This window comes from Floridaenema flaviceps BLCC-F50 (genome assembly GCF_041929275.2).
Lineage (GTDB): Bacteria > Cyanobacteriota > Cyanobacteriia > Cyanobacteriales > Aerosakkonemataceae > Floridanema > Floridanema flaviceps.
The window spans coordinates 1596674-1618112 of sequence record NZ_JBHFNR020000001.1; the positions used below are offsets into that span (position 1 = coordinate 1596674).

The following is a 21439-nucleotide window of genomic DNA, read 5'->3' on the forward strand; positions in this document are numbered from 1 at the left end:
CTTGTCTGAAAAGTCCAAGTGCAGATGTTTTCATCTTAGAAGTTTATGGTTGCATTTTAAAAACCGCACCTCAAGCCGAAGTACGGTTTTTAAAAACTAGCGAGTTAACAAACGAAATAGTTGTTTAACTCCTCTAGCAGCAGTGTGACTGATAACCAAGGAACCAAAACCTTTACGCGCTTCCATCGGCGTTGGCTTCTTCTGCTGTTCCATTAACAGCGGCATCTGTTTTTCCACAAGCGTGAAAACTTCCTCAGAAAGTGTTGGTCGCAATTTAGCGATCGCACTTTTAACCGCCGAATTTCTCTGACTAGCTACCCAGTCGTTATAGTCATACTTTGCCATTCGTGCATCGTAAAACTCACACAGATGTTTAAATTCGGCGGACACTACCTTTGGCCTGTGTTCTTCGGCGCTGATTTTAGTCAGAACCCACAAGTACAAAGCTTTACGTGAAAGTTTGGAGCCGAAAGCTTTCCTTTGTTCCTTGTCCCCAGAATCCGATTGTTCGCCGCCGTAACCCAGACGTTGTTTAAAGGCTGCCAGTGATTTGGTGTAATTGAAGCTGCCTGAAATTTTATTGAACTTAGCAAACTTTTCGACTGGGTACACCAGGGCAAGAATAATCGCCTTGGTTCGCAGTCCAAATTCCAATTTGTCAAAAGCATCGGTATATTTTTTGAACTCTGGATTAGCTAGCAGTTCAGATAGTTCCGCTTCTAGCGTCCCCTCCCATAAGTGGATATCACATTGCTGTGATGCGAGGTGGCGGGTAAAAGATGAAAGCTCAATTTCATATTGCGGTGCGACCGATGAGGAGTACAAACGTTCGTATCTAGCCGTCCTTTCTGCTGGAAGTTCTGCCAACCATGCAGCAAAAGGCGAAAAACCTTGCACTCCGGCTTTGATGGAATGACCAGCAGCTTCGGGGAATTCCACCGAAAGCTGCTGCCTTAACCTGTTCACTATAGGGTTTTGGATGCGGGCTAAACTTCCCAGTTGCAGGTAGATCTGTCGTATCCGAGAAATAGCCGTTACATCTAGAGTAAGGTAATGCTCACCGTCTTGGTAAGTCAACAAGTAGTAGTAAATAGCTACTGCGTCCGCTGCATCGTTTTTATTAGGCATTCCCTGTTGGCAGGAGTAGAAAAGTAATTCAAAGCTTCTTGTAATGCCAAAGCAAACAAAGCTAACACCAATTCACTTTGAGTCATAGCTGGTGGCTTAAGTCTGACTACTGGCAAAATAGTAGTATCCAAGAAAAGCTGTTTAGTGTTAGATAATGCTTTGTGAAATAGAGGTAAAAAACTTTCATCGTCTACCTCAATAATCATTAAGTCCGCACCATCGGCTTTACTAGCTAATGCGTCAATGATTTCGGTTTCTATATCTTCCACCGATTTGACTACTGCTTTTTTAACTTCAATTTCCATCACTTTGTCATCACCTCCAAATGAATGTAAACCCAGAAAAATGGATAAATCCGAATGTCCCAAATAGTTACAGTAGGAAGTTTAAGTCGGTCTAAGTAAGCGCCAAGCATCATAGTGCGCCAACTAAATCCATAAGAAAGATTGTGATTTTGGATTTTAAAGAATGACATAATCTCCTTTATGCCAACCTCCATACACAGCGTCATAGCGATATCCAAGAGATTTTAGTTTTTGATATGTGGCTTGAGCATTGTGAGAAAGCTTGTCGTATTCTTGTCTTGATAAGATACCTCGATCGTAATGAAGGCTATACAGCGCTCTCTGCGCTTTTTCATGTTTTTTTGAAATTGGTTGCCAATGTTCGCGCATATTAGATCTCCTAATAATTGTTTTGTTTAAGAAGTGCGATCGGACCGAAGACAAAAAAGTCCGATCGCAACAGCAGTAAGGATCATGAAATGCGTGTACTGTTTGTGAACACAAAACCGAAATTTAGACCATAAACACTCCTTTTACTATTGGGTTAATTTGTCCTGCTAACTTTCCCCCTGCTGGGCTCTGAAAATAGAGATCGCACTTTTCGCACTTCAGTAAACGGGGACACTCGCTGTCGGAAAGTAACAGGTAACAGATAGACAGCTGTTGACCGTCACAGAACAGGTTGGTTCTGGGGGTATCTGTTATCACCTTGCAAAGATTTTCTTTACAAGGATTTCCTGATGAGAAAAACTTAGAGAAGGGCAGTTAGCTTTGACGCACCCTGATCGGTTGTCTGGGTTGCTGCCCTTTTTTGTACTCATCTACCAGACATTATGACTAGTTAAGTTGTTTCTGTCAACGAGTCTAGTCAATATATCTAGACGTGCTATCATCATGGTAAAAAAACGCAACCAAAATGGGGAGGGTTGATCCTCCGTTGAAACGACTTAGAGACGAACTAGAAATGTCACAAGAGGAGTTTGGCAGAATTATCGGAATTTCTGCCAGAACTGTTAGCCGATGGGAAGCGGGAGATAGTACTCCAACCTTTACTATTTCCCAAATGAAAGCATTGGTTCGCCTACTAGAAAGCAAAGGTAAATCAATCTATGACCTACCAGATAATTTTTCTGTAAAGCCAGATTTGGCAATAAACGGAAATTAAATAGGGTGTAACAAAGCCATCGGACCGATCGCGCCGATGGCTTCTGCTTTGTCCCCTTGGCCCCTTGTCCCCTTGTCCCCGGTGCCCCTGGAACCCCCCACCACATCTAGAGCCTAACGCAGCTTCCTCAAACACTAAATATGGACGAACTATTTGATACCAGTCGCTACATAAAAGTCAGACACCCCGACGATGTAGACATATATCCAGAACTTATGGATTCACCCGTAGAGGAAAACGATTCACCCGTAAATTCACCCGTAACTCCTGAAAGTGTTCACCCGTTGTTACCGCGTGATACAACGGGTGAACTGTCACAGGGGCAAAATGGAAGTACGGGTGAACTGTACCAATGGACTGAAACTTACTCGCGCCGCAACCACACTTACGTCCGGTATTGTTACTCACTCAACAAAGTCACAGGTTCAAAAAAAACTGTGCACATCCCTGGAGGGAATGCCCACACCCAGCGGACGCGGACTCGCTGGGTGGAAGTTGAGACTCTAATCCAACGTGGCAAAACCCCAGAGGAAATTACTTCCATCATTTCACAATGGAAGTAATCAACACAAGGAGAAATATGAAGCATAAAGTTTCCCCAGCTACTTTTGAAAAAATCCTCAACGGTGAATTCACCATAGACAAAGCGCGGCGATCGAGAAACGACTTAGTACCTGGATACCAATGGACTATCCAGGAATTTGACTATCGGACCTGGACACTTACAGGTAGGGAAATTAAAGCAGAAATTCAGGAAATTATGCAAGTAACAGATGGAGATGTAGACATTGACTCAATAAACCGCAAATATATTTTTTTTAGATTCAAAACTATATAAATAATAATTACCTTTCGTATTCCTTAAAACGCCTAATTAATCCCAAATCCCATCCTCTACTCGCACCACGCGAACAATGAAAATCGCGGCAAGTTTTGGGTCTATCGTCATAAATAGTACACAAACATTTTTCCCTATTTAGCGCAGTGCAAAAACCATCAGCATCGCGTTTCATTTCAAATTCTTTACGATGTGGATTGAAATTTAACAATCTAGTTTTGAGTTCTTCTGCCAATTCATTTAATTTATCCACCTCATCTTCCCGGACAAGCGTCCCAGCCATCCCACAACAATTGGCATGACAATATGTTCAGGGGGTGACAACGGAGCCAAAAGTCATGAATACCAATAGTTTCAGCTTTTACTCTTCCCTTAAAATATAGGCAGACCTTGAGCCTATTTAAGGACTAGACAACGTATTAAAGTCGTTTTAGGCTCAAAGTCTGCCTATTCATTGTCAATAAGCCTGTCAATAAACTAAAATTTTTTGGGTAGAGTAACCAGCCTGAAACCTTTATTTAAGAGGCTTTCAGCCTCGTTGTCACCCCCTGAACAATATGGCAGAGCGTCATCACAATCGCAATCAAACACCATAAAAATTCCATCAGCCCCGACTTCCGTTCTAATCTCGCCGCTAGGAACTGAAGCTACTAATGTTTTCCTTGGTATTATGCTTGCTTGCGACACATCAAGTTGTTCTGCCATAATTCTCATCCCCTTAATTATCTATTTACTGCTAGACCGTAGCTGGTGCGGGTGGTGGTGCTGGTTCGGGTGGTGGTTCGGGCGCAGGTGTTGGTTCGGGTGGTGGTTCAGGCGCAGGTTCAGGCTGTGGTGTTACTTGGACAATTTCCGGCATTTCCACAGCAACTTTAAACACCTTAACTTCATCCACGCTGTTCCTTGCTTGATGCGACCCCATCTCTTGCAGAGCGTTCAACTTTTGAAATGGGGCAAATAATTTCACTTGGGTAATATCGGTGACGTAATCGTAACCATTGTAAACAGAGAGCAGCTGTTCTGCCTCGTTGATAATTCCCACAAAATAAAATGTTTGTTGAGGCATATATTCTCCTAAAGCGGGTACTAAAACTATTAACTATTAATTGCGTGAACTATCCATCGGATCGTATGTTCCCTTAATGGCAAAAGTGCGATACGTCCCTGTTAAATTTTTCCGGGCAGCACTGTACTTCGCTGGTCTGCACCAAACTTCACCATATCTCACATCACCCGCAGCTTTTTCGTACTTCACGCCCAAGCGATCGCAAAAAGTAGCAACCGGAACCTCAATCCCTTCACCACCAGGGACATCATCAAGCCCCAAATCATTTTTCAGGCCATCATATAAAGCTTTCGGGGCTCCAAAACACAAATAACCTGTAGCACCATCATCAAAAGTGATTTTAGTTCCGTAATATTTTTTCGGATCTGCCATTTTTTTTAATCTTTCAACTCATGGTACAAGCGTACCACTCAAAATATTGAAATTACTTGGTTTCCGCTAGACTCCTTCGCGCAGGGAACCTCTAGACGTTCCGTGTAAAGTCGAGTAAGGGTCAAGCTATTGCGCTAAGATTTCCACAACTGCATCTAGATTACGTAAAAATACCTGTGCTTTTATCGGTACTTCTGCCGCAGTTAGCAATTTATCTAGCAGCTTTTCCCAACTAATGAAATCATCTACCGAAATTTGCTTTTTGTCTAATCCTTCTGCTACAAAATTGCCTAACACCAAAAGTACAGAAATAATTTCATGTCTTTCTAAAATTAATGTAATTGCTTTTAAATACTCATCTGTAATTGGTTCCATTAGTTAAAATTCCTAGTTTTGTTCTACCTGCCTAATCATTAATTAATCCATATTGTGAAATGAAGCAATAACTCTAACTAAATGCTCCCAAGTGCCATAGTTAGCTGGCAGTCTACCAGTCATAGCACACCTCCTTGCTCAAAAAATTAATCATTCTCTGTTTTTGGTGGATTACCATCACTTCTTTGATATAGCGCTCCAGTGCTGTCAATTTCTGTATTTTGCTTGTTAATCCCCAAAGTGCCAAGATCTTTTTGCAGTTCTTCTTGATATTTTTTCCGAGATTCTTCTAAGTCTTTCTTTTGCTCCTTGATATCTAATACTTGGCTGCCCCAACTATTAACGTAGGATGCAGCATTAGTAATGGGATTATCATCAGCAAGCTCTTCTAATTTGTAAAATTTATTAATCCAAGTTTGTCGCGCCTTAACGTTTTCCTCCCACAGACTAGAATCAAAAATAACCCCTGCATTTACCATTTTATTATGTAAACGTCCAAGTTTAGAGGCTGTCATTTCCCCCAACTCTTTCTGACTATCTCCTATATCTCTAACAGCCTGGATCTGCATAGCAGCTCCCCGTACAATATTATTAAAAGCAGCCCACTTCCCCTTAATTTCAGCCCATCCTTGTACGCCAAAAACTTTTTTAGCTGTTTCTTCTACGCGGTCAGACAACCATTGACCGCTGTTAATTGGAGTCTCCTCTAAATCGAATAAATTCCCAACAAACGGCACATCATCTAATACTTTAAAAACAGTGTCAACCATGCCAGTAATAGGACTCCAAAAAGTCTGCACTATGTCTTCCGTTAACATCAACGCATTATGAAGATTAAGGATAAAATCGGTAACTTGCATTAATTGGCTTAATTTAGCTAAAACTTTACTCATACGACTTTGATTGAAAGTACTAGCTAATCGTTTCCTAATATCAGCTATTAAGTCGAATTGTCTTTTGACCGCGAATTCAGTTCCAGGTAAAGCAAATACACGATGGGTTTCCACTGTGGGGATCTGTACCATATTTCCGGTAGGGATTCGGCTTATAGTAACACTTTCAACTGTCACAGTTCTTTGTAGTGCGCGTAAAGCCATAGCAGCTTGGCATGGTTGACAACTCATTTCTTCATCCTCCGTTTGTGTATTTTCTTGTTGCCTTTGTTCTTGCGGGAAGTAATATGGAATTGGTGGTACTACAGGAGCAAAAGTGGGTACTCGTACTTGGAAATAATCAATATATTCAACACTTGCTACCCACCTTAAAAGCAACCCACCATTATCATAAACTGAGGCCGAATACAGTGGAGCAACTCCAACAGAATATACTTGCTTTTCTTCATCTACAACTCGGATATTAGCGTTAAAAAAATTAAGCAATCTTAATGACAGCATTGACCTAGCGCCATTAATAAGTCAATTAACGTCAATCGAAACAAAAATTAATCAAATTCCCACAACAGATTTGAGTGGGGTTAACGCAAAGCTTGATAGTGTATTGAATCAATTAGTACAACTAAACGTTATTCGTCAAAACGCAATCCAATATAGACAATTAAATTTAACCCCTACATTTCAGATAGGAGGTAATTGGGCGACAACCCCCACGAACCTAAGCAATATTACTGATAATGATGAATCAACGGCGACAAACTTATTTCAAACTGCTGACGGAGCTTGGGCTGAAGGTACGGTGAGTGTTATTCCTGGTATTGCTATTCCGGCTATTACTCGTTTAAAAACAAAAATTTTAATTGCTAATTCATCGTCTCTAAGAAGTTTTTCGGAAGTAGCAGTACTTAATGCCGCTAATGAGCATATCCCGGTCTGGGCAAATGAAGACCCAATATCAGTTAACGGAAAAACAATAAATATTGATGTAATTATTCCTTACGCCTATTCGAGGGTGAGGTACAGAATAATGGACACAACGCAGTACTACCCCAGAATGCAGATTTTTGACTTAAAGATTTTTGAGGTATTTGTCGCTTAAGTGTAACTTTTACAGTTTGCTGCCATCAATAATGGTTGTCCTAAAAATATATTTAGCGTTTTGTTTGTAACGGCTATCACTTTTAACAATCGCCATGAAGTTGCGGTGATCGGCAAGCGATTGCCCCACTAAACAACCTGCACTCCACGCGCCTATGTTTGGCGGTTTACCACTAGTTGAGTGTTGATTGATTCCGAAAAGCCCAGTCCCAATCCGATCGCCCGTGCGAAAACCATCTTTATTTAAATCTCTGCAAACTGCGATCGGACCGACTTGTACTAAAGCCTCATGTGGAAAACTGTTCCCATGTCTCCCGACAGACCAAGCTTTGTATTGCCCAAATTGCACCCGCGCTGCGCCATTGGAATTCATCGGTCGATTGGTATAGTGCCTACCAGGTTCGGTAGTTGCCGCCCAATTACCAATCATTAAAGGTTTCCCATCTACAATTTGAATCAATAGCCGCCGATCGTTCCAAAGATCGATCGCATCTGAGTTAACCTTCCCGTCAGCATCAACCCCTTCGACATAAACAATATTGTATTTATCTGCAGGCATTTTACGGATTGAACAAATGGAAAATCCCAAAAAAGATAGTTAAAATTAGGTTATGCCAAAGATTGATCGACACGGTAAAGCAGCTATATTAAATGCTCAACAAATAACTAAGTTATTTGAGGCTTTCGGGTCCGATCGCGATCGAGCATTGTTTGGTTGTTGTCTGTACCTTGGATGTCGAATAAGTGAAGCTTGTAGCCTGCAAACTATAGATGTTTATTCCCCCGGCGGTGAAGTGCGATCGCAAATTCAAATTCGACGCGCTGCTACCAAAGGAAAGCAGGAAACCAGGACCCTTGACACTCACCCGCAGCTTCTTCAACTGCTAGAAGCTCACCGACCGGGAAAGACTTGGGTGTTTCAGTCCCGATCGCACCACTGGAAGCACATTGATGCTGACTCTGCTGACTGGATTCTAAGAGAAGCTTGTAGAAAGGCTGGGTTAGAGGGCGTGAGTACTCATAGCTTCAGACGCACCGCTCTAACGGCTATGAGTAACGCTGGAGTGCCTTTAAGAGTAATCCAGGAAGTCTCAGGCCACCACTCTCTCAACGAGCTCCAGAAGTACTTGGAGGTTTCAGAAGAACAGCGTAGAAGTGCGATCGCAACCCTCAACTTCCATCACTTCGGAATAGATACTTTTTCCGATATAGCGGCTGGAAGTATTGCAACTGCGTCTGTTTTCATGGGGGATTCCTAAAAATCCCTAGCTTATTGAGAATTTACCCCCATTTATTGAGACTATTTTCCGGGCAAAGTATATAATTCTCTGACGAGATAAAAAGTTTCAGGTTTGTAAGTTTATTCGTGGGGATTCACTCTAGTAGTAATTTGGGTAAATTAGAAAGTCCCCAGCCAACCTGGGACTTTAATTTAAGGGGAGAATTCAGCAACCAGTTCTATGAACAGGAGTCGCGCTGCTTTAGCGCAACACCGAGAACGAACTAACCTTATCGGTCTACCGTAAGGATTTTTCCTTGTCCAGCGCTGCACCTAACTTTTTACCGATCGCATTTTTGAGGCGACACTTTTCTGGCGAAATCCTGGTAAATAACCACTGCCACAAAGCTTTTCGGCACAGGTCGGAGCCACCAACGATTTTCTTTTTGGATTTATCACCGGATGCTTCCGTTGTTGGCGAAACGCCTAAAGCTTTCTCAAATCTCCGGCGGGAAAGATGTCTCCTTGTTGTACCCAACCAACAGAAATTGAGGCGATGATCAAAGCATGGAAGAAACAACATATATGAATAGACTTTATTACGAACTGAGTGAAGTTTTACCATACTTCCCGCAATTCCCACTTGTCACTGTCTAATAGTTCTAATATTAGATGATGATATTTGAAGAGAGTCGGACGATGACCGACGCTGATAAAAGTTGTCTGAGTACCTAAGAGATGTCGATAAAGATTTTCTTCGTTTTTCACATCCAAAGCACTGGTTGCTTCATCTAAAATCACATACTTTGGTTTAGAAATTAACAGACGGGCAAAAGCCACACGCTGTTGTTCTCCTAAAGAAAGCACATCACCCCAATCTTTTTCGACATCAAAACCACCGAATCTTTCTACTAAATTGGGTAGGTTTACTTCTTGCAATACTTGATGTAATTCTTGGTTACTAATCGTATCATTTACCAGCGGATAGACTAACTGCTGACGGAGATTTCCCAACACCATATAAGGACGTTGAGGTAAAAATAAAATTTCCTCTAGTTTGGGTCGAATAATTGTGCCATTACCAGAGTTCCATAAACCAGCGATCGCTCGCAATAGCGAACTCTTACCACAGCCACTCGCACCCATAATTAACATTCCTTGCCCTGATTGCAATTTTACCGAAACATCCTGCAATAAGGTTCTTTGATAGTTGGGTGTATACAATGTCAGGTCTTGAAGTGCTAAACAGTTATCTTCTACAGTATTAATAGTTGTATGCTCAATTCTGCCGCTAATAATTCCTTTATTGGGTTGTTGCAAGAAATTATAAAATTCAGATAAACGCTCAATTCCAGCAGAAAAACCAGCCAGTTCTTTAAACGTCCTAATAATCACATGGATTTCCCAAGAAAGAGTATTAAACGCCCCTTGAGCTTCGGCAAGTTTACCGATTTATAACTCACCCGAAAAAATCTGAGGAGCAATAATTACAGCAGGCAGAAAGCCAGGAATATAGTAAAAAAAGCTGCCAGCAATATTCACTATTACTTCCTGCCAAAATATGAGCTTATTGAAATTTTTAAATACTTGATTAAATAGGTGATTAACTTGATTAAACTCCTGTGCTTCTCCCTGATAAAAAGCAACAGATTCAGCATTTTCCCGGAACCGGACTAACCCAAAACGAAAGTCAGCTTCTTTTTTCAACTGCTCAAAATTGAGTTTAACTAATTTTTTACCAAATAACCAAATTGTGAAGAGAGTACTACTTCCCGCATAAATAACCAAAAAAATCATCAAAGTGGGTGATATTATCCAGAGTACCGCACTAAAAGCAATAATCTGTGAACAAGCGTTGAACATATCAAAAAATAAGAGTAGAAATCCATCAGCGAACTTGTTAATATCTTCGGCTATTCGCTGATCTGGGTTATCAATTTCTTTTTGAGATTGACTTAGTTCATAAAAAGCCCGATTGCGGAAATATTTACCAAGAAAATGATTGGTTAACCACCTTCGCCAATAGAGAGTAAGTTTTTTGCGTATGTACTGGTATGCACACCAAATGGTCGGTAACATCAGGGATACCCCAAATACTTTCCAGGTAGTCATCCAGAATCCATTTACATCCTTGGCAACGAGTGCGGAAAGGATATTACCTTGTTGAGTATTCATAAATACTTTGACCTGGGTGGAAACTAAAATCAGTGCGATCAAGGTCAGTAGTAAAGCGATCGCACCCCATTTTTCATTCCCGCACCAATAGAGTTTGGCGATCGTCCAAAACCGCTGTAAAAAACCCCGGTTCCGTTTATTTATCATTATCGTTGCTAGTAAATTGGTTAATATTCTTCGATACAAAATTATAGTACCAGTTCTGTATAACGCGAACTGAAAATTTACTCTAAATATATAAAAACTTTATGGAATCTTTACAACCTCTGACAATTCGACAGAGAGTTTAAGGATATATCCAAAATATTTATATAGCAATTTACATGAATATATTTTAGTTGAATGTAAATACCAATAATTACTTTTATTTACTGCTTCATATTTTATTACTAGATTTATCGGATAAGATTGACAAGAAATTCTTATGCTATAATCTAATCCAGTTTGGCAGCAAACTATCATTAATTTCTCTGAAAGTGAACGGAAAGGAAAATCAAGTGACTCAAACTGTTGCCACAGCTGCCCATTGCATTAATCCTCTTTGTCCACGCCCTTATCCCCAAACTATGGGGAATAATTTTTGCAATGTTTGTGGCGCACCATTAAGAATTTTTAACCGTTATATCCCACTAAAAAAATTAGGAGTTGGGGGATTTGCTGCAATTTACACTGTTTGGGATGAAAAAGCAAAAAAAGAGCAAGTATTAAAAGTTTTACTAGAAACTTCTCCCAAAGCATTAGCATTATTTGAACAAGAAGCTACAGTTTTAGCAAGTCTACGCCATCCAGGAGTACCAAAAGTAGAACCTGGTAGTTTTTTTCAGGTGACTTTCGGAAAGTCCCCTGAAATTGTTTTGCCCTGTCTAGTAATGGAAAAAATTTATGGGAAAACCTTAGAAGAAATTTTAGAATATCATCAATCTCAAGGTTTGCCGGAAGCTTGGGTGCAAAATTGGCTGAAACAAGCTGTATATATTTTACGGGAATTACACCAACGTAAAATTATTCACCGTGATATTAAACCCGCGAATTTAATGTTACGTGAAGGCACAGAGCAAATAGTATTAATTGACTTTGGTGGCGCAAAACAAATTGGTGCTAAACAAGCTAATTTTCGAGCGAGTTCAACAAGGTTATTTTCTCCCGGATACAGTCCTCCAGAGCAAATTGCTGGGGCAGTAGTTGGGGCAAATGCTGATTTTTATGCTTTGGGAATGACCTGTATTCACTTACTTACAGGTAAATATCCTTTAGATTTAGAAGACCCAAAAACGGGGGATTTGAATTGGCAAAAATTTACTAATGTTAGCCCAAATTTTGCCAATTTACTAGATGATATGATCCAGCCAAATATTGAAAACAGACCAACGAATGCTAATGAATTAATAACTCGAATTAGGAAAATATCTTCTCAAACGATTACATCAACTGTTGCTAAAGCCATATTTCAAGTTATTAGCAAGTTACCTACAGATTTATTTAAATTGTCATTAGCTATTTTAGCATTGTTTGGTAAATCAATAACGCAAACAATAGTTTTATTTTGGCAAGCGATCGCACATTTAACCAAAGCCTTTTTTAGTACTGTTTGGCAAATGACTTTAGGCGGAATAGGTGGCGCTTGTGGAGCAATAATTGGTTATTTGTTAGCTTATAGAACAGCTTTTGGTAAAGAATTAGACTATTTTATTTCTCAGAATTTGTCTCAATTAATTGAGCCTCCAATCTTCCTAAATTCAGGTATACTTTTGTTTGCTGGCGCTGGTTTGACTACTGCTTGGGGCTTAATGTTAGCGGGGAAATTAGGGCAACAACAGCGTTATTTAATAGCTATAATAGTGGGAATTCTCAGTTATGGTTTAGGTTGTTTATTGTTGGTGCAAAAAGTACCATCGACTACTATTTTACCAGAAGATTTAGTATTAATGACCGCTATAACAAGTGGCTTATTAACTTTTGGTTTAGGTTTACAAAGTCATCAAATAGTTTATGCTATAGTTAGCGCCGTAGGTACAGCAATCACCTTTGCTGGTTTACTGCTATTAGTTATGCAAATTTTTGTACCTTTAAATGGTGTTTTAGGAATTTCTGGTACTTTTCTCGGTAACTTAAACTGGACAAATTTTGCTTTTAGTATGGCATTTTTTAGTGCTATGGGAATAATTATTGCTTTCTGGTTAAGTGTAACTCACTTTTTCGTTGTACCTGTTTTACGAATGTTGGGTTGGCGTTAATTACAAATGAAAAATTATTTACAGCTAAATTCATCACCACCTATAATTATTGCCCATCGAGGCGCTAGCGGTTTTCGTCCAGAACATACTTTAGCATCTTATGAATTAGCTATTAATTTAGGTGCTGATTATATTGAACCGGATTTAGTTTCTACTAAAGATGGGATATTAATTGCACGTCATGAAAATGAAATTTCTACTACTACTAATGTTACTGAATGCCCCGAATTTGCTAATCGTAAAACTACTAAATTAATTGATGGAAAATCAATCAGTGGTTGGTTTACTGAAGACTTTACATTAGAAGAGATTAAAACTTTGAAAGCTAAAGAAAGATTGCCTTTTAGAGATCAAAGTTTTAACAATCAATTCTCAATTCCGACTTTTCAGGAAATTATTGATTTAGTCGAGGTTAAAAGTGGGCAAATTGGTCGATCGCTCGGAATTTACCCAGAAACTAAACACCCAACTTATTTTGCTTCTATTGGTTTACCTTTAGAAGAACCATTAATTGAAATTCTTCATAATAACGGATATAAATCTGCTACAGATCCGATTTTTATCCAATCTTTTGAAACCCAAAATTTGCAAAAATTGAGAAAATTAACTGATTTACCATTGATTCAATTACTAGAAAATTCTGGGCAACCTTTTGATTTGGTGATGAATGGCGATTCGCGCACCTACCAAGACTTAACCAAACCCCAAGAATTAGCAAAAATTGCTGAATATGCCGCCGGAATTGGCCCAAACAAACAAATGATTATCCCTGTAGATAACCAGGGAAAATTACTAAATTCTACATCTTTAATTGCCGATGCTCATGCTGTAGGATTACTAGTTCATCCTTACACTTTCCGTAATGAAAAGCAATATTTAGCACCAGATTATAACGAGAATCCAGAAGCAGAATATGAGCATTTTTTTAACTTAGGCGTAGATGGGGTATTTACTGATTTTACTAATACAGCATTAACAGTAATTCAGCGAATATGGTAAAGTATTAATAACTAAAAATTTCAATTCCTCATCATATCGTCATGTCACAACAGCGGACTGTCATTCCCCAGACAGAACCTCCCCTTCCGGCAAAGGAAACTCTGCCGACAATGTACGATTTGCCTAGCGAAAACCCGGAGGAACCTGGTTTGCCTGATGAGTTTCACATTTTGCAACCGCAGTTACTTACTCGCACCTTGCAATTAACAGATTATCCGCCTTCACGTCTGTTTGTTGGCACCGATTTAAACTTGTACTACGATGTGAAAAATCCTTTGTGGCACAAGCGTCCTGATTGGTTTCTCGTTTTAGATGTACCGCGCTTGTATGAAGGAACAGATTTGCGTTCTAGTTACGTTGTTTGGCAAGAAGGAGTGAATCCATTTTTAGTTGTGGAACTGCTTTCGCCGGGAACGGAAAAAGAAGATTTGGGGGAACTGGCGCTATTAGAAGATGACGAAATTTCGGAAGTAGATTCTACGGAAATTAACGGACAACCAACCAGAGAAATACCGCCGAGAAAATGGGACGTTTATGAGCGAATTTTACGAGTACCTTATTATGTGGTATTCAGTCGGTATAGCGATCGCCTACGCGGATTTAAACTCAATGGCGGACGCTATCGAGAACAACCTATAGATCCTGACCAACCTCTCTTTTTGATTTCCGAACTAAAATTAGGATTGGGAATTTGGCAAGGAGAATTTGAGGGAATTAATCGTTCTTGGTTGCGCTGGTGTGATGAGGAGGGAAATTGGTTACAAACAGAAGCGGAACGAGAACGACAAAAACGAATTCAATTAGCAGAAAAGTTAAAGTCGCTTTCTCCCGAACAATTATCAGCTTTAGGAATTAGTCTGGAGGATTTGGAATAGTAGAACTAAGTAGGTATGTATAAATAAAGTGACAACTAAGGCGGGCAGGATGCCCACCCCACAAGAAAGCTATAATTCTTGTGGGGTGGGCATCCTGCCCGCCCTATCCTTAGCGTAACGCACCCTTCAACTACTGAGCAATATTGAGTTAGGAACTACTTGCAACTGACCAATCTTCCTTGAATTGTGATTCAGGTAATTGAGTGTATTCAGAAACAATTTTTCGCAACTCTTCACCATCAATTGTTTCCTTGTCAATCAACAAATCGACTAAACGATCGATCAAAGTGCGATTTTCGCTAATAATGCCTTTCGCATCTTCATAGCATTTTGACACAATCAATCTTACCTGTTCATCGACATGAGCCGCGATCGCTTCCGAATATTCCGCACGATTGGCAAAATCACGACCTAAAAACACCTCATTACTCTGATTTTCCAAAGCTAATAGACCCAACTCAGACATTCCGAAACGAGTCACCATTTGCCTTGCTAAATTGCTCACTTGTTGCAAATCGCCACCTGCACCCGTCGTAATTTCCGCATCACCGAAAATCACCTCTTCCGCAGCGCGACCACCCAAAGCATCGCAAATCATCCCGATGATCTGCGACTTAGAAATTAAACCTCGTTCTTCATTAGGAGTAAACCAAGTTAAACCTAACGCTTGACCGCGAGGAATCAAAGTCACCTTTTCTACTGGGTCATGACCTTTCATTAAAGTTCCGACGATCGCATGACCGACTTCATGATAAGCAATCAATCGCTTCTTCTTGCTATCCACCAAAGGCGTACCTTCCATTCCCGCTACCACCCGATCGACAGCATCATTAACTTCCAGCATGGTAATTGCTTCTTTACGCCGTCTGGCGGTCAAAATTGCTGCTTCATTGAGCAAATTGGCTAAATCCGCGCCAGTAAAACCGGGGGTTCTGCGGGCGATCGCTTCCAGCGACACCTCATCCGACACCTTTTTATTCCTGGCATGGACTTTCAGGATTTCCAAACGTCCCTTCATATCTGGTGCATCTACGATCACTTGGCGATCGAAACGTCCCGGACGCAACAAAGCAGCATCGAGAACATCAGGACGGTTAGTAGCAGCAATAATAATAATTCCCGAATTACCTTCAAACCCATCCATTTCGGTGAGTAACTGGTTTAAAGTTTGCTCCCGTTCATCATTTCCGCCACCAATCCCAGTTCCCCGCATTCTACCGACAGCATCAATTTCATCGATAAATACTAAACAGGGAGCATTTTCCTTCGCTTTTTTGAACAAATCGCGGACGCGGGAAGCACCCACACCCACAAACATTTCCACAAATTCTGAACCAGAAATACTAAAGAAAGGAACTCCAGCTTCCCCAGCAATAGCTTTAGCTAACAAAGTTTTCCCAGTTCCCGGAGGGCCAATTAACAATACACCTTTAGGAATTTTCGCACCCACAGCCGTAAACCGTTCTGGCTGTTTTAAGAAAGTTACAACTTCTTGCAGTTCTTCTTTTGCTTCCTCAATACCTGCTACATCTTCAAACTTAATTCCGGTTTTCGCCTCCATTTGGAAACGGGCACGAGACTTACCAAAATTCATTGCTTGATTAGAAGCATTAGCCGATCGCCTTACAATCATCAACAACCCTGAAATTAACAGGATCACCAACAGTAAATTGATCACAAAGCCTAAAGCTGCACTATTATCGGTGGTTGGTTGGACAGCAAATTGGACACGCTTCGATCGCAACTTTTCAATTAACTCCCGATTATCCTCAAACAAATTCACCGTTGCTGGCGAATCCGTCTTATCCACTCCCTGAAATTCCACCTTAGCTATACGCTGCGTCGGATCGATATCAACCTTAGTAACTTTACCCGCATCTATTTTCTTCAGCAACTCATTGTAACTCATCGTTTCCTGCTGGTCAGAAGCTAGAACAGGGGGAACTCCTGGCAGAGCACTTTGTAATAATAACCAACTAGCTGTAATCGCCCCCGTCAAAAACACATTTTTTTTACGGTGCTGTCTGCTCGACTTTTTCATCCAGGAATTTTTCATAATGCGTTAGCCCTTTTGCTGCTGTGATTACCCAGATTACCCAAGGGTAATTTAAGAAAAGACACTCTTATTGATCCAGTGTAGCTAAAGAGGGGCAGGGCAGATGGGGAGGTGGGGGGATGGGGAGATGGGGAGATGGGGGGAAGTTAATTAACTCAAAACTTCTAACTCAAAACTTAAAACTTTCTACAATAGTGTGCGATCTTCTCTAGAATAGGTTTGCTATAAGTAACCGCTCTCACGAAGCTAGTTAGATTCAAAATTCAAGTAAGCCTAATGTATTTAGATACTCCTACTGCTCAACCCGTGCCTTTAATATTGGAAAGCTTACCCGTTCCAGCTAATTTTGACGATCGCGAGTTTCCCAAACGCTCTCGGCAGCAAATAGACTTGATTTTACTGGTAATTGAAGCCTTAGATATTGGTGGTTCGGAAGCGATCCTCAGTGCGGCTAGGGAACTAGAATTGGAAGGAATTATTAAAAATCGGGTAACATTGTGGCGATTGCGCTGTACTAACCCCATGAGGCGTTACAGTCAACGTCATTCTCTGAGTGTAGTCGAAGCCAAGGCATTGGTTTTGATCGCCTGCAATTTAGCAAGGCGGATGACAGTTCTGATTCGACAGTTGTTACTGGCATATCAACAATTGTCTGAAAAACAATTGTCAGTAGAACATCATTTTCGACTATCTTACTTTTTGGAGCGTTTCCGCAAACATTTTCGCAGCCGGATGAATCCCCGACGCTCTGGAGTGGTAGCTTATAATTCAGACGAAAAGTTGAATGAGTTAGCGATCGCCCTATTGGGACAGCTACTTTTTTGTACAGGTACTTCTGGAATGCAACGCTTTTGGACTAGTCTATTTGACGGGGAAATTTAATGTAAGATGATTAATCCTGGAGACAGAGACAAACCCCCGACTGGAGTGAATCTAAAATCTAAAATCTAAAATCTAAAATCCCATGACGACGATCCAACGACAGTACAGCTTGCCTAATTGCACCCTGATCCTAGAAGGGTTGAGTGAAACCACAGGCGGACTCATTCAAACAGAGATGCGCCCAGTCTTATCAATTTTAGTCAATGCCGAATGTCGTTTGGCAGGTTATACGGGGCCATCGTTAAGTGGCGGAAGAGACTTTTTTGAAAGTTTGGTGACAGCAGTTAGCAACTACGCCCAAGAAATTTTAAGTGGTGTCCCCCATCAACATTTGGAAAATGGTCATGTACCTTTGGTACAATTGCACCGCAGTGGGCAAAATTCACATCGGTTAATTGTGCAACCACACAATTTAAATACTTTCCTTAATGGTATAACTGCACCTCCAGCTTCTACAAATCCCATTGAAATTGATTTATCTACGGTGCAATTGTTTGATTTAGTGGAAGCTGTAGATCAGTTTTTTGCTGATAGCCAAACTTTGCCTAGTTTAGGGTTGAAGTTAGCGCCAGTGGAAAAACGCTTTGCTAAGTCGGATGAAGATTTGGTCAAACAAGCAGCACCAGCTGCTTTGGGTTTGTCTAGTTTAGCATTGGCTGCGATCGCACTCTTTTTCGCCCCCATTCCTGAAGTACAAAGACCTAGAGATCCTTTACCACAAAATAATTCTGGTGCTGTCTCCCCGAATTCTACTATTCCCGGACAACCTGCCACCAGCGATCCTCCCTTACCTTCCCCAACAACCACTCCTCAATCTAATTTAGGCGGAGAAACTACTACACCTCTAGCTTCCTCCACCACCGAAGTTCCTGCCAATTCTCCCGCAACACCAATAGCCGCACAAGTTCCACCCACTACCTCTAACTTCGGAGAACAAACGAACGCAGTCGCTACTCCCGCACCAGTCACCGCACCAACTACACCACCAACAGATTCTTCAGTTGCACTACAGCCAACTCCTGTACCGATGACTGCACCAACTGCACCACCAACAGATTCTTCAGTTGCACTACAGCCAACTCCCGCACCAGTCACCGCACCAACTGCACCACCAACAGATTCTTCAGTTGCACTACAGCCAACTCCCGCACCAGTCACCGCACCAACTGCACCACCAACAGATTCTTCAGTTGCACTACAGCCAACTCCCGCACCAGTTGCACCAACTACACCGCCAACTGCACCTAATTCCCTAGTGCAAACTCCTGTCGCTGTACCAACTATTCCACCACCAAATGAGTCAACTTTAGGCTGGCAAACTCCGGCAACTACTTTACCTCCGACTACTCCTTCTACTTTAGGGGAACAAACTCCAGCAACTACTTTACCTCAGACTACCGCTTCTACTTTAGGTGGGCAAATTCCTACAACTTCAGGAGCAACTTTAGGCAGAAATAATGAAATTGTTGATGCTGCTTCTCTAAGAGTTTTGAATCGTAATCTTTACACCCAAATTGAACAACGTAGGACAGAAATTATTAAGTTTCCTGAAGAATTAGTTTATCGGGTTGCTATGCGCCCAGATGGAACAGTGGTAAAGTATGAACCTCGTAACCAACCTGCACAAGAATATTTAAACCAAACTCCCCTTCCTAACTTGGGTGTTGCTAATCTTTCCACTGATTCTACTAGTGTAAATGAACAACCTGTTGCCTATTTTAAGGTTGTCTTTACTCCCAAAGGTGTTTTGCAAGTCAGTCCTTGGCGAGGTTATCAGTAAAGCTAGTAGAAAATACCGGATTGTCCCCTGACCATTAATGTATTTCATCAGTTAGGATAGAAATTATTTATGATTATTATTTCTATTGCAACTGATGAATATGAACTCCAATTCTCCCATTCCGGGGCATCAGAAAATAGCCCCTCATTCCCGGAAATTTTGGACTAATAAATTCAACTTGGGGAAAATTGCTGTCAGTCGCCTGAGCATTAGCACTAAAATTAGATGCGGCTATGCGCTGGCTTTGAGTATTGCGGTTTTAGGCACAATTGTAGGTATGGGGCTGGGTAATTATTATGAAGAAGCTTTTCGGAATGAAGCCCAAAAGTGGCATGAAACGGGCGTGCTGCTTAATGATTTACAAATAGCTGTTTTGCAAGCGCGATCGCATCAACAACAATTCGTCGCTTTACTGGAAAAACCACAAGATTTTCAAAATGAACATTCCGATTTTATTGAACATATTTTTAATGTTAAATCACTACTTCAAAAAGCTAAAAATTCTTTAAAAGCTCAAGAAATTTCGGGAGCTAAGGCTTTTTTTACAACTTATGAGCAAGCAGTGGAAGATTATTTGCTACAGACAGAAAGTGTAATTAAAGAAATCAAAAAATCCAGTTTAAATTCCCAAAAAATTACCAAATTACAGCAATTATTATTAAATTTAACTATCAGTGAAACAGCACTTAAATTTGATGATTATTCCACTAAATTAGCGGAGATTGCAAGTCAGGCTTTTCGGGAAGAAACCATAGCAGAAAATAATGTAGAACTAGGTGAAGAGTTACAAATGGGAACCACAATCTCTAGTATGTTGGTATCAGTCATACTAGCGATATTTTTAGCAATCTATACTAGTAGAGCGATCGCACGCCCTTTAAAAGCTACAACTAAAGTAGCACAAAAAGTTACTCAAGATGATAATTTCGACTTACAAGCACCTGTAACTACCAGCGACGAAGTAGGCGTTTTAACTGTAACTTTAAATCAATTGATTAGTCGGGTAAAACATTTATTAGAAGAACAAAAAGCCGCAGCTATTCGACAAGAAGAGTTACAAAAAGTGCAGTTACTTCAAAGTGAAAAAATGTCTAGTTTAGGGCGCATGGTTGCTGGAATAGCTCATGAAATTAATAATCCAGTAAACTTTATTTATGGCAACCTTGTCCATGCTAGCGAATATGTTACCGACCTTTTAGATATTTTAGCAACTTACGAACAAGAACTTACTCAACCATCTTTAGCTTTACAGGAAAAAGCTGAAGAAATCGATTTAGAATTCTTGCAGGAAGATTTACCAAAAACTTTGCAATCAATGACGGTGGGTGCAGAAAGAATTCGCCAAATTGTGCTGAGTTTAAAAGACTTTTCTCGCTTGGATGAAGCAGAAGCTCAATTAGTTGATTTACACGCTTGTATTAACAGCACTTTATTAATTTTACATAACCGCATTAAGAAGGGAATTAAAGTAGTGCTAAACTATGGCGACATTCCCAAAATTACTGGTTATACAGGTTTTCTTTATCAGGTGTTCATGAATTTGATTAGTAATGCGATCGATGCTTTAGAAGAAAGCAAAACTACAGAAACCTCTGAAGACAAAGCAGTTTTAATTACTACAGAACGCCTAGATAATAACTGGGTAATGGTGCGAATTGCTGACAACGGTTGCGGTGTTTGTCCTGAAAATATGGGCAAAATTTTTGATACCTTTTTTACCACAAAACCCAGAGGTATTGGTACAGGTTTAGGGTTAGCAATTACTCGGCAAATTGTAGAAGAAAAACATGGGGGTAAAATTACTTGTACTTCTGAAGTTGGTAAAGGTACAGAATTTGCGATCGCACTTCCGATCGTTCCTTCCCCAGAAAAAGCCTCAGTCGGTTCGTTGTAAGGACTTTAGTCCTTCTATGTAGGAATGAACGACTAAAGTCGTCACTAAGTAGGTGCAAATAAAGTGAAAATAGTTATCTATCAATGGGGCGGGCAAGATGCCCACC

At 40.6% G+C, this 21439-nt stretch carries 24 protein-coding genes and 2 pseudogenes; 11 read left to right on the forward strand and 15 right to left on the reverse strand.

Going from position 1 to position 21439, the window contains the following annotated elements; genetic code table 11:
• Window positions 1–96: 96 nt before the first annotated feature.
• From ACE1CI_RS07535 to ACE1CI_RS07550, 4 genes are read right to left on the reverse strand one after another with little or no spacing between them, the layout of a single operon-like run.
• Window positions 97–1128 (reverse strand): IS110 family transposase, encoded by a 1032-nt coding sequence (locus ACE1CI_RS07535; RefSeq protein WP_413265316.1) that lies wholly within the window; start codon window positions 1126–1128, stop codon window positions 97–99.
• Complete coding sequence (locus ACE1CI_RS07540; protein ID WP_413265315.1) at window positions 1095–1433, reverse strand: hypothetical protein; 339 nt, start codon at window positions 1431–1433, stop codon at window positions 1095–1097. The genes ACE1CI_RS07535 and ACE1CI_RS07540 overlap by 34 nt, the downstream gene beginning before the upstream one ends.
• Window positions 1433–1603, reverse strand: coding sequence for a hypothetical protein (locus tag ACE1CI_RS07545; protein WP_496615307.1), 171 nt, complete (start codon window positions 1601–1603; stop codon window positions 1433–1435). Before ACE1CI_RS07545 ends, ACE1CI_RS07540 begins: the two co-directional genes overlap by 1 nt.
• Complete coding sequence (locus tag ACE1CI_RS07550) at window positions 1590–1802, reverse strand: hypothetical protein (RefSeq protein ID WP_413265314.1); 213 nt, start codon at window positions 1800–1802, stop codon at window positions 1590–1592. The genes ACE1CI_RS07545 and ACE1CI_RS07550 overlap by 14 nt, the downstream gene beginning before the upstream one ends.
• Before the next feature lie 574 nt (window positions 1803–2376).
• Between ACE1CI_RS07550 and ACE1CI_RS07555 the strand changes: the two genes are divergently transcribed.
• The 3 genes from ACE1CI_RS07555 (at window position 2377) to ACE1CI_RS07565 (ending at window position 3415) form a co-directional block, all read left to right on the forward strand.
• Window positions 2377–2577 (forward strand): helix-turn-helix domain-containing protein, encoded by a 201-nt coding sequence (locus tag ACE1CI_RS07555; RefSeq protein ID WP_496615308.1) that lies wholly within the window; start codon window positions 2377–2379, stop codon window positions 2575–2577.
• A 140-nt stretch (window positions 2578–2717) separates the two neighbouring features.
• Complete coding sequence (locus ACE1CI_RS07560) at window positions 2718–3140, forward strand: hypothetical protein (RefSeq protein ID WP_496615309.1); 423 nt, start codon at window positions 2718–2720, stop codon at window positions 3138–3140.
• Between the two features lie 17 nt (window positions 3141–3157).
• The gene (locus ACE1CI_RS07565; RefSeq protein ID WP_496615310.1) at window positions 3158–3415 is read left to right on the forward strand and encodes a hypothetical protein; all 258 of its coding nucleotides are present in this window, start codon (window positions 3158–3160) and stop codon (window positions 3413–3415) included.
• A 7-nt stretch (window positions 3416–3422) separates the two neighbouring features.
• Here the strand turns inward: ACE1CI_RS07565 and ACE1CI_RS07570 are convergent.
• The 6 genes and pseudogenes from ACE1CI_RS07570 to ACE1CI_RS07595 form a co-directional block, all read right to left on the reverse strand.
• A pseudogene (locus ACE1CI_RS07570) lies at window positions 3423–3710 on the reverse strand (YkgJ family cysteine cluster protein); the annotation flags it as partial.
• 182 nt (window positions 3711–3892) lie between these two features.
• Window positions 3893–4120, reverse strand: a complete 228-nt coding sequence (locus tag ACE1CI_RS07575; RefSeq protein ID WP_413263797.1) for a hypothetical protein — start codon at window positions 4118–4120, stop codon at window positions 3893–3895.
• Between the two features lie 31 nt (window positions 4121–4151).
• Window positions 4152–4481 (reverse strand): hypothetical protein, encoded by a 330-nt coding sequence (locus ACE1CI_RS07580; RefSeq protein WP_413263798.1) that lies wholly within the window; start codon window positions 4479–4481, stop codon window positions 4152–4154.
• A 36-nt stretch (window positions 4482–4517) separates the two neighbouring features.
• Complete coding sequence (locus ACE1CI_RS07585; RefSeq protein ID WP_496615311.1) at window positions 4518–4853, reverse strand: hypothetical protein; 336 nt, start codon at window positions 4851–4853, stop codon at window positions 4518–4520.
• A 126-nt stretch (window positions 4854–4979) separates the two neighbouring features.
• Window positions 4980–5228: a hypothetical protein gene (locus ACE1CI_RS07590; RefSeq protein ID WP_413263800.1), complete on the reverse strand. Its 249-nt coding sequence runs from the start codon at window positions 5226–5228 to the stop codon at window positions 4980–4982.
• A gap of 146 nt (window positions 5229–5374) precedes the next feature.
• Window positions 5375–6622: a hypothetical protein gene (locus tag ACE1CI_RS07595; RefSeq protein WP_413263801.1), complete on the reverse strand. Its 1248-nt coding sequence runs from the start codon at window positions 6620–6622 to the stop codon at window positions 5375–5377.
• 103 nt (window positions 6623–6725) lie between these two features.
• On the opposite strand from ACE1CI_RS07595, the gene ACE1CI_RS07600 reads away from it, so the two are divergent.
• Window positions 6726–7220, forward strand: a complete 495-nt coding sequence (locus ACE1CI_RS07600) for a hypothetical protein (protein ID WP_496615312.1) — start codon at window positions 6726–6728, stop codon at window positions 7218–7220.
• A gap of 9 nt (window positions 7221–7229) precedes the next feature.
• On the opposite strand, the gene ACE1CI_RS07605 is transcribed toward ACE1CI_RS07600, so the two are convergent.
• A complete protein-coding gene (locus ACE1CI_RS07605) occupies window positions 7230–7778 on the reverse strand; it encodes a hypothetical protein (RefSeq protein WP_413263803.1) in 549 nt (182 codons plus the stop codon).
• A 52-nt stretch (window positions 7779–7830) separates the two neighbouring features.
• On the opposite strand from ACE1CI_RS07605, the gene ACE1CI_RS07610 reads away from it, so the two are divergent.
• The gene (locus tag ACE1CI_RS07610) at window positions 7831–8478 is read left to right on the forward strand and encodes a tyrosine-type recombinase/integrase (RefSeq protein ID WP_413263804.1); all 648 of its coding nucleotides are present in this window, start codon (window positions 7831–7833) and stop codon (window positions 8476–8478) included.
• A gap of 173 nt (window positions 8479–8651) precedes the next feature.
• Here ACE1CI_RS07610 and ACE1CI_RS07615 read toward each other — a convergent pair.
• From ACE1CI_RS07615 to ACE1CI_RS07625, 3 genes and pseudogenes are all read right to left on the reverse strand, one after another.
• Window positions 8652–8967, reverse strand: a pseudogene (locus ACE1CI_RS07615) (IS110 family transposase); the annotation flags it as partial.
• A gap of 89 nt (window positions 8968–9056) precedes the next feature.
• A complete protein-coding gene (locus tag ACE1CI_RS07620; RefSeq protein ID WP_413263806.1) occupies window positions 9057–9833 on the reverse strand; it encodes an ATP-binding cassette domain-containing protein in 777 nt (258 codons plus the stop codon).
• Between the two features lie 57 nt (window positions 9834–9890).
• On the reverse strand, window positions 9891–10760 hold the full coding sequence (locus ACE1CI_RS07625) for an SbmA/BacA-like family transporter (protein ID WP_496615313.1): 870 nt from the start codon (window positions 10758–10760) through the stop codon (window positions 9891–9893).
• 350 nt (window positions 10761–11110) lie between these two features.
• On the opposite strand from ACE1CI_RS07625, the gene ACE1CI_RS07630 reads away from it, so the two are divergent.
• The 3 genes from ACE1CI_RS07630 to ACE1CI_RS07640 are packed head-to-tail and all read left to right on the forward strand — an operon-like array spanning window position 11111 to window position 14721.
• Window positions 11111–12847 carry a serine/threonine protein kinase gene (locus ACE1CI_RS07630; protein ID WP_413263808.1) on the forward strand — a complete coding sequence of 579 codons (1737 nt, stop codon included), beginning with the start codon at window positions 11111–11113 and terminating at the stop codon, window positions 12845–12847.
• 6 nt (window positions 12848–12853) lie between these two features.
• Window positions 12854–13846, forward strand: coding sequence for a glycerophosphodiester phosphodiesterase (locus ACE1CI_RS07635; RefSeq protein ID WP_413263809.1), 993 nt, complete (start codon window positions 12854–12856; stop codon window positions 13844–13846).
• Window positions 13847–13887: 41 nt separating this feature from the next.
• The gene (locus ACE1CI_RS07640) at window positions 13888–14721 is read left to right on the forward strand and encodes a Uma2 family endonuclease (RefSeq protein ID WP_413263810.1); all 834 of its coding nucleotides are present in this window, start codon (window positions 13888–13890) and stop codon (window positions 14719–14721) included.
• A gap of 148 nt (window positions 14722–14869) precedes the next feature.
• On the opposite strand, the gene ftsH is transcribed toward ACE1CI_RS07640, so the two are convergent.
• Window positions 14870–16777, reverse strand: a complete 1908-nt coding sequence (gene ftsH, locus ACE1CI_RS07645; protein WP_413267111.1) for an ATP-dependent zinc metalloprotease FtsH — start codon at window positions 16775–16777, stop codon at window positions 14870–14872.
• A gap of 276 nt (window positions 16778–17053) precedes the next feature.
• Between ftsH and ACE1CI_RS07650 the strand changes: the two genes are divergently transcribed.
• The 3 genes from ACE1CI_RS07650 (at window position 17054) to ACE1CI_RS07660 (ending at window position 21333) form a co-directional block, all read left to right on the forward strand.
• A complete protein-coding gene (locus tag ACE1CI_RS07650; RefSeq protein WP_413267110.1) occupies window positions 17054–17659 on the forward strand; it encodes a DUF3038 domain-containing protein in 606 nt (201 codons plus the stop codon).
• Between the two features lie 82 nt (window positions 17660–17741).
• The gene (locus ACE1CI_RS07655; protein WP_496615314.1) at window positions 17742–19439 is read left to right on the forward strand and encodes a DUF4335 domain-containing protein; all 1698 of its coding nucleotides are present in this window, start codon (window positions 17742–17744) and stop codon (window positions 19437–19439) included.
• A 94-nt stretch (window positions 19440–19533) separates the two neighbouring features.
• The gene (locus tag ACE1CI_RS07660; RefSeq protein ID WP_496615315.1) at window positions 19534–21333 is read left to right on the forward strand and encodes an ATP-binding protein; all 1800 of its coding nucleotides are present in this window, start codon (window positions 19534–19536) and stop codon (window positions 21331–21333) included.
• The last annotated feature ends 106 nt before the right edge of the window (window positions 21334–21439 follow it).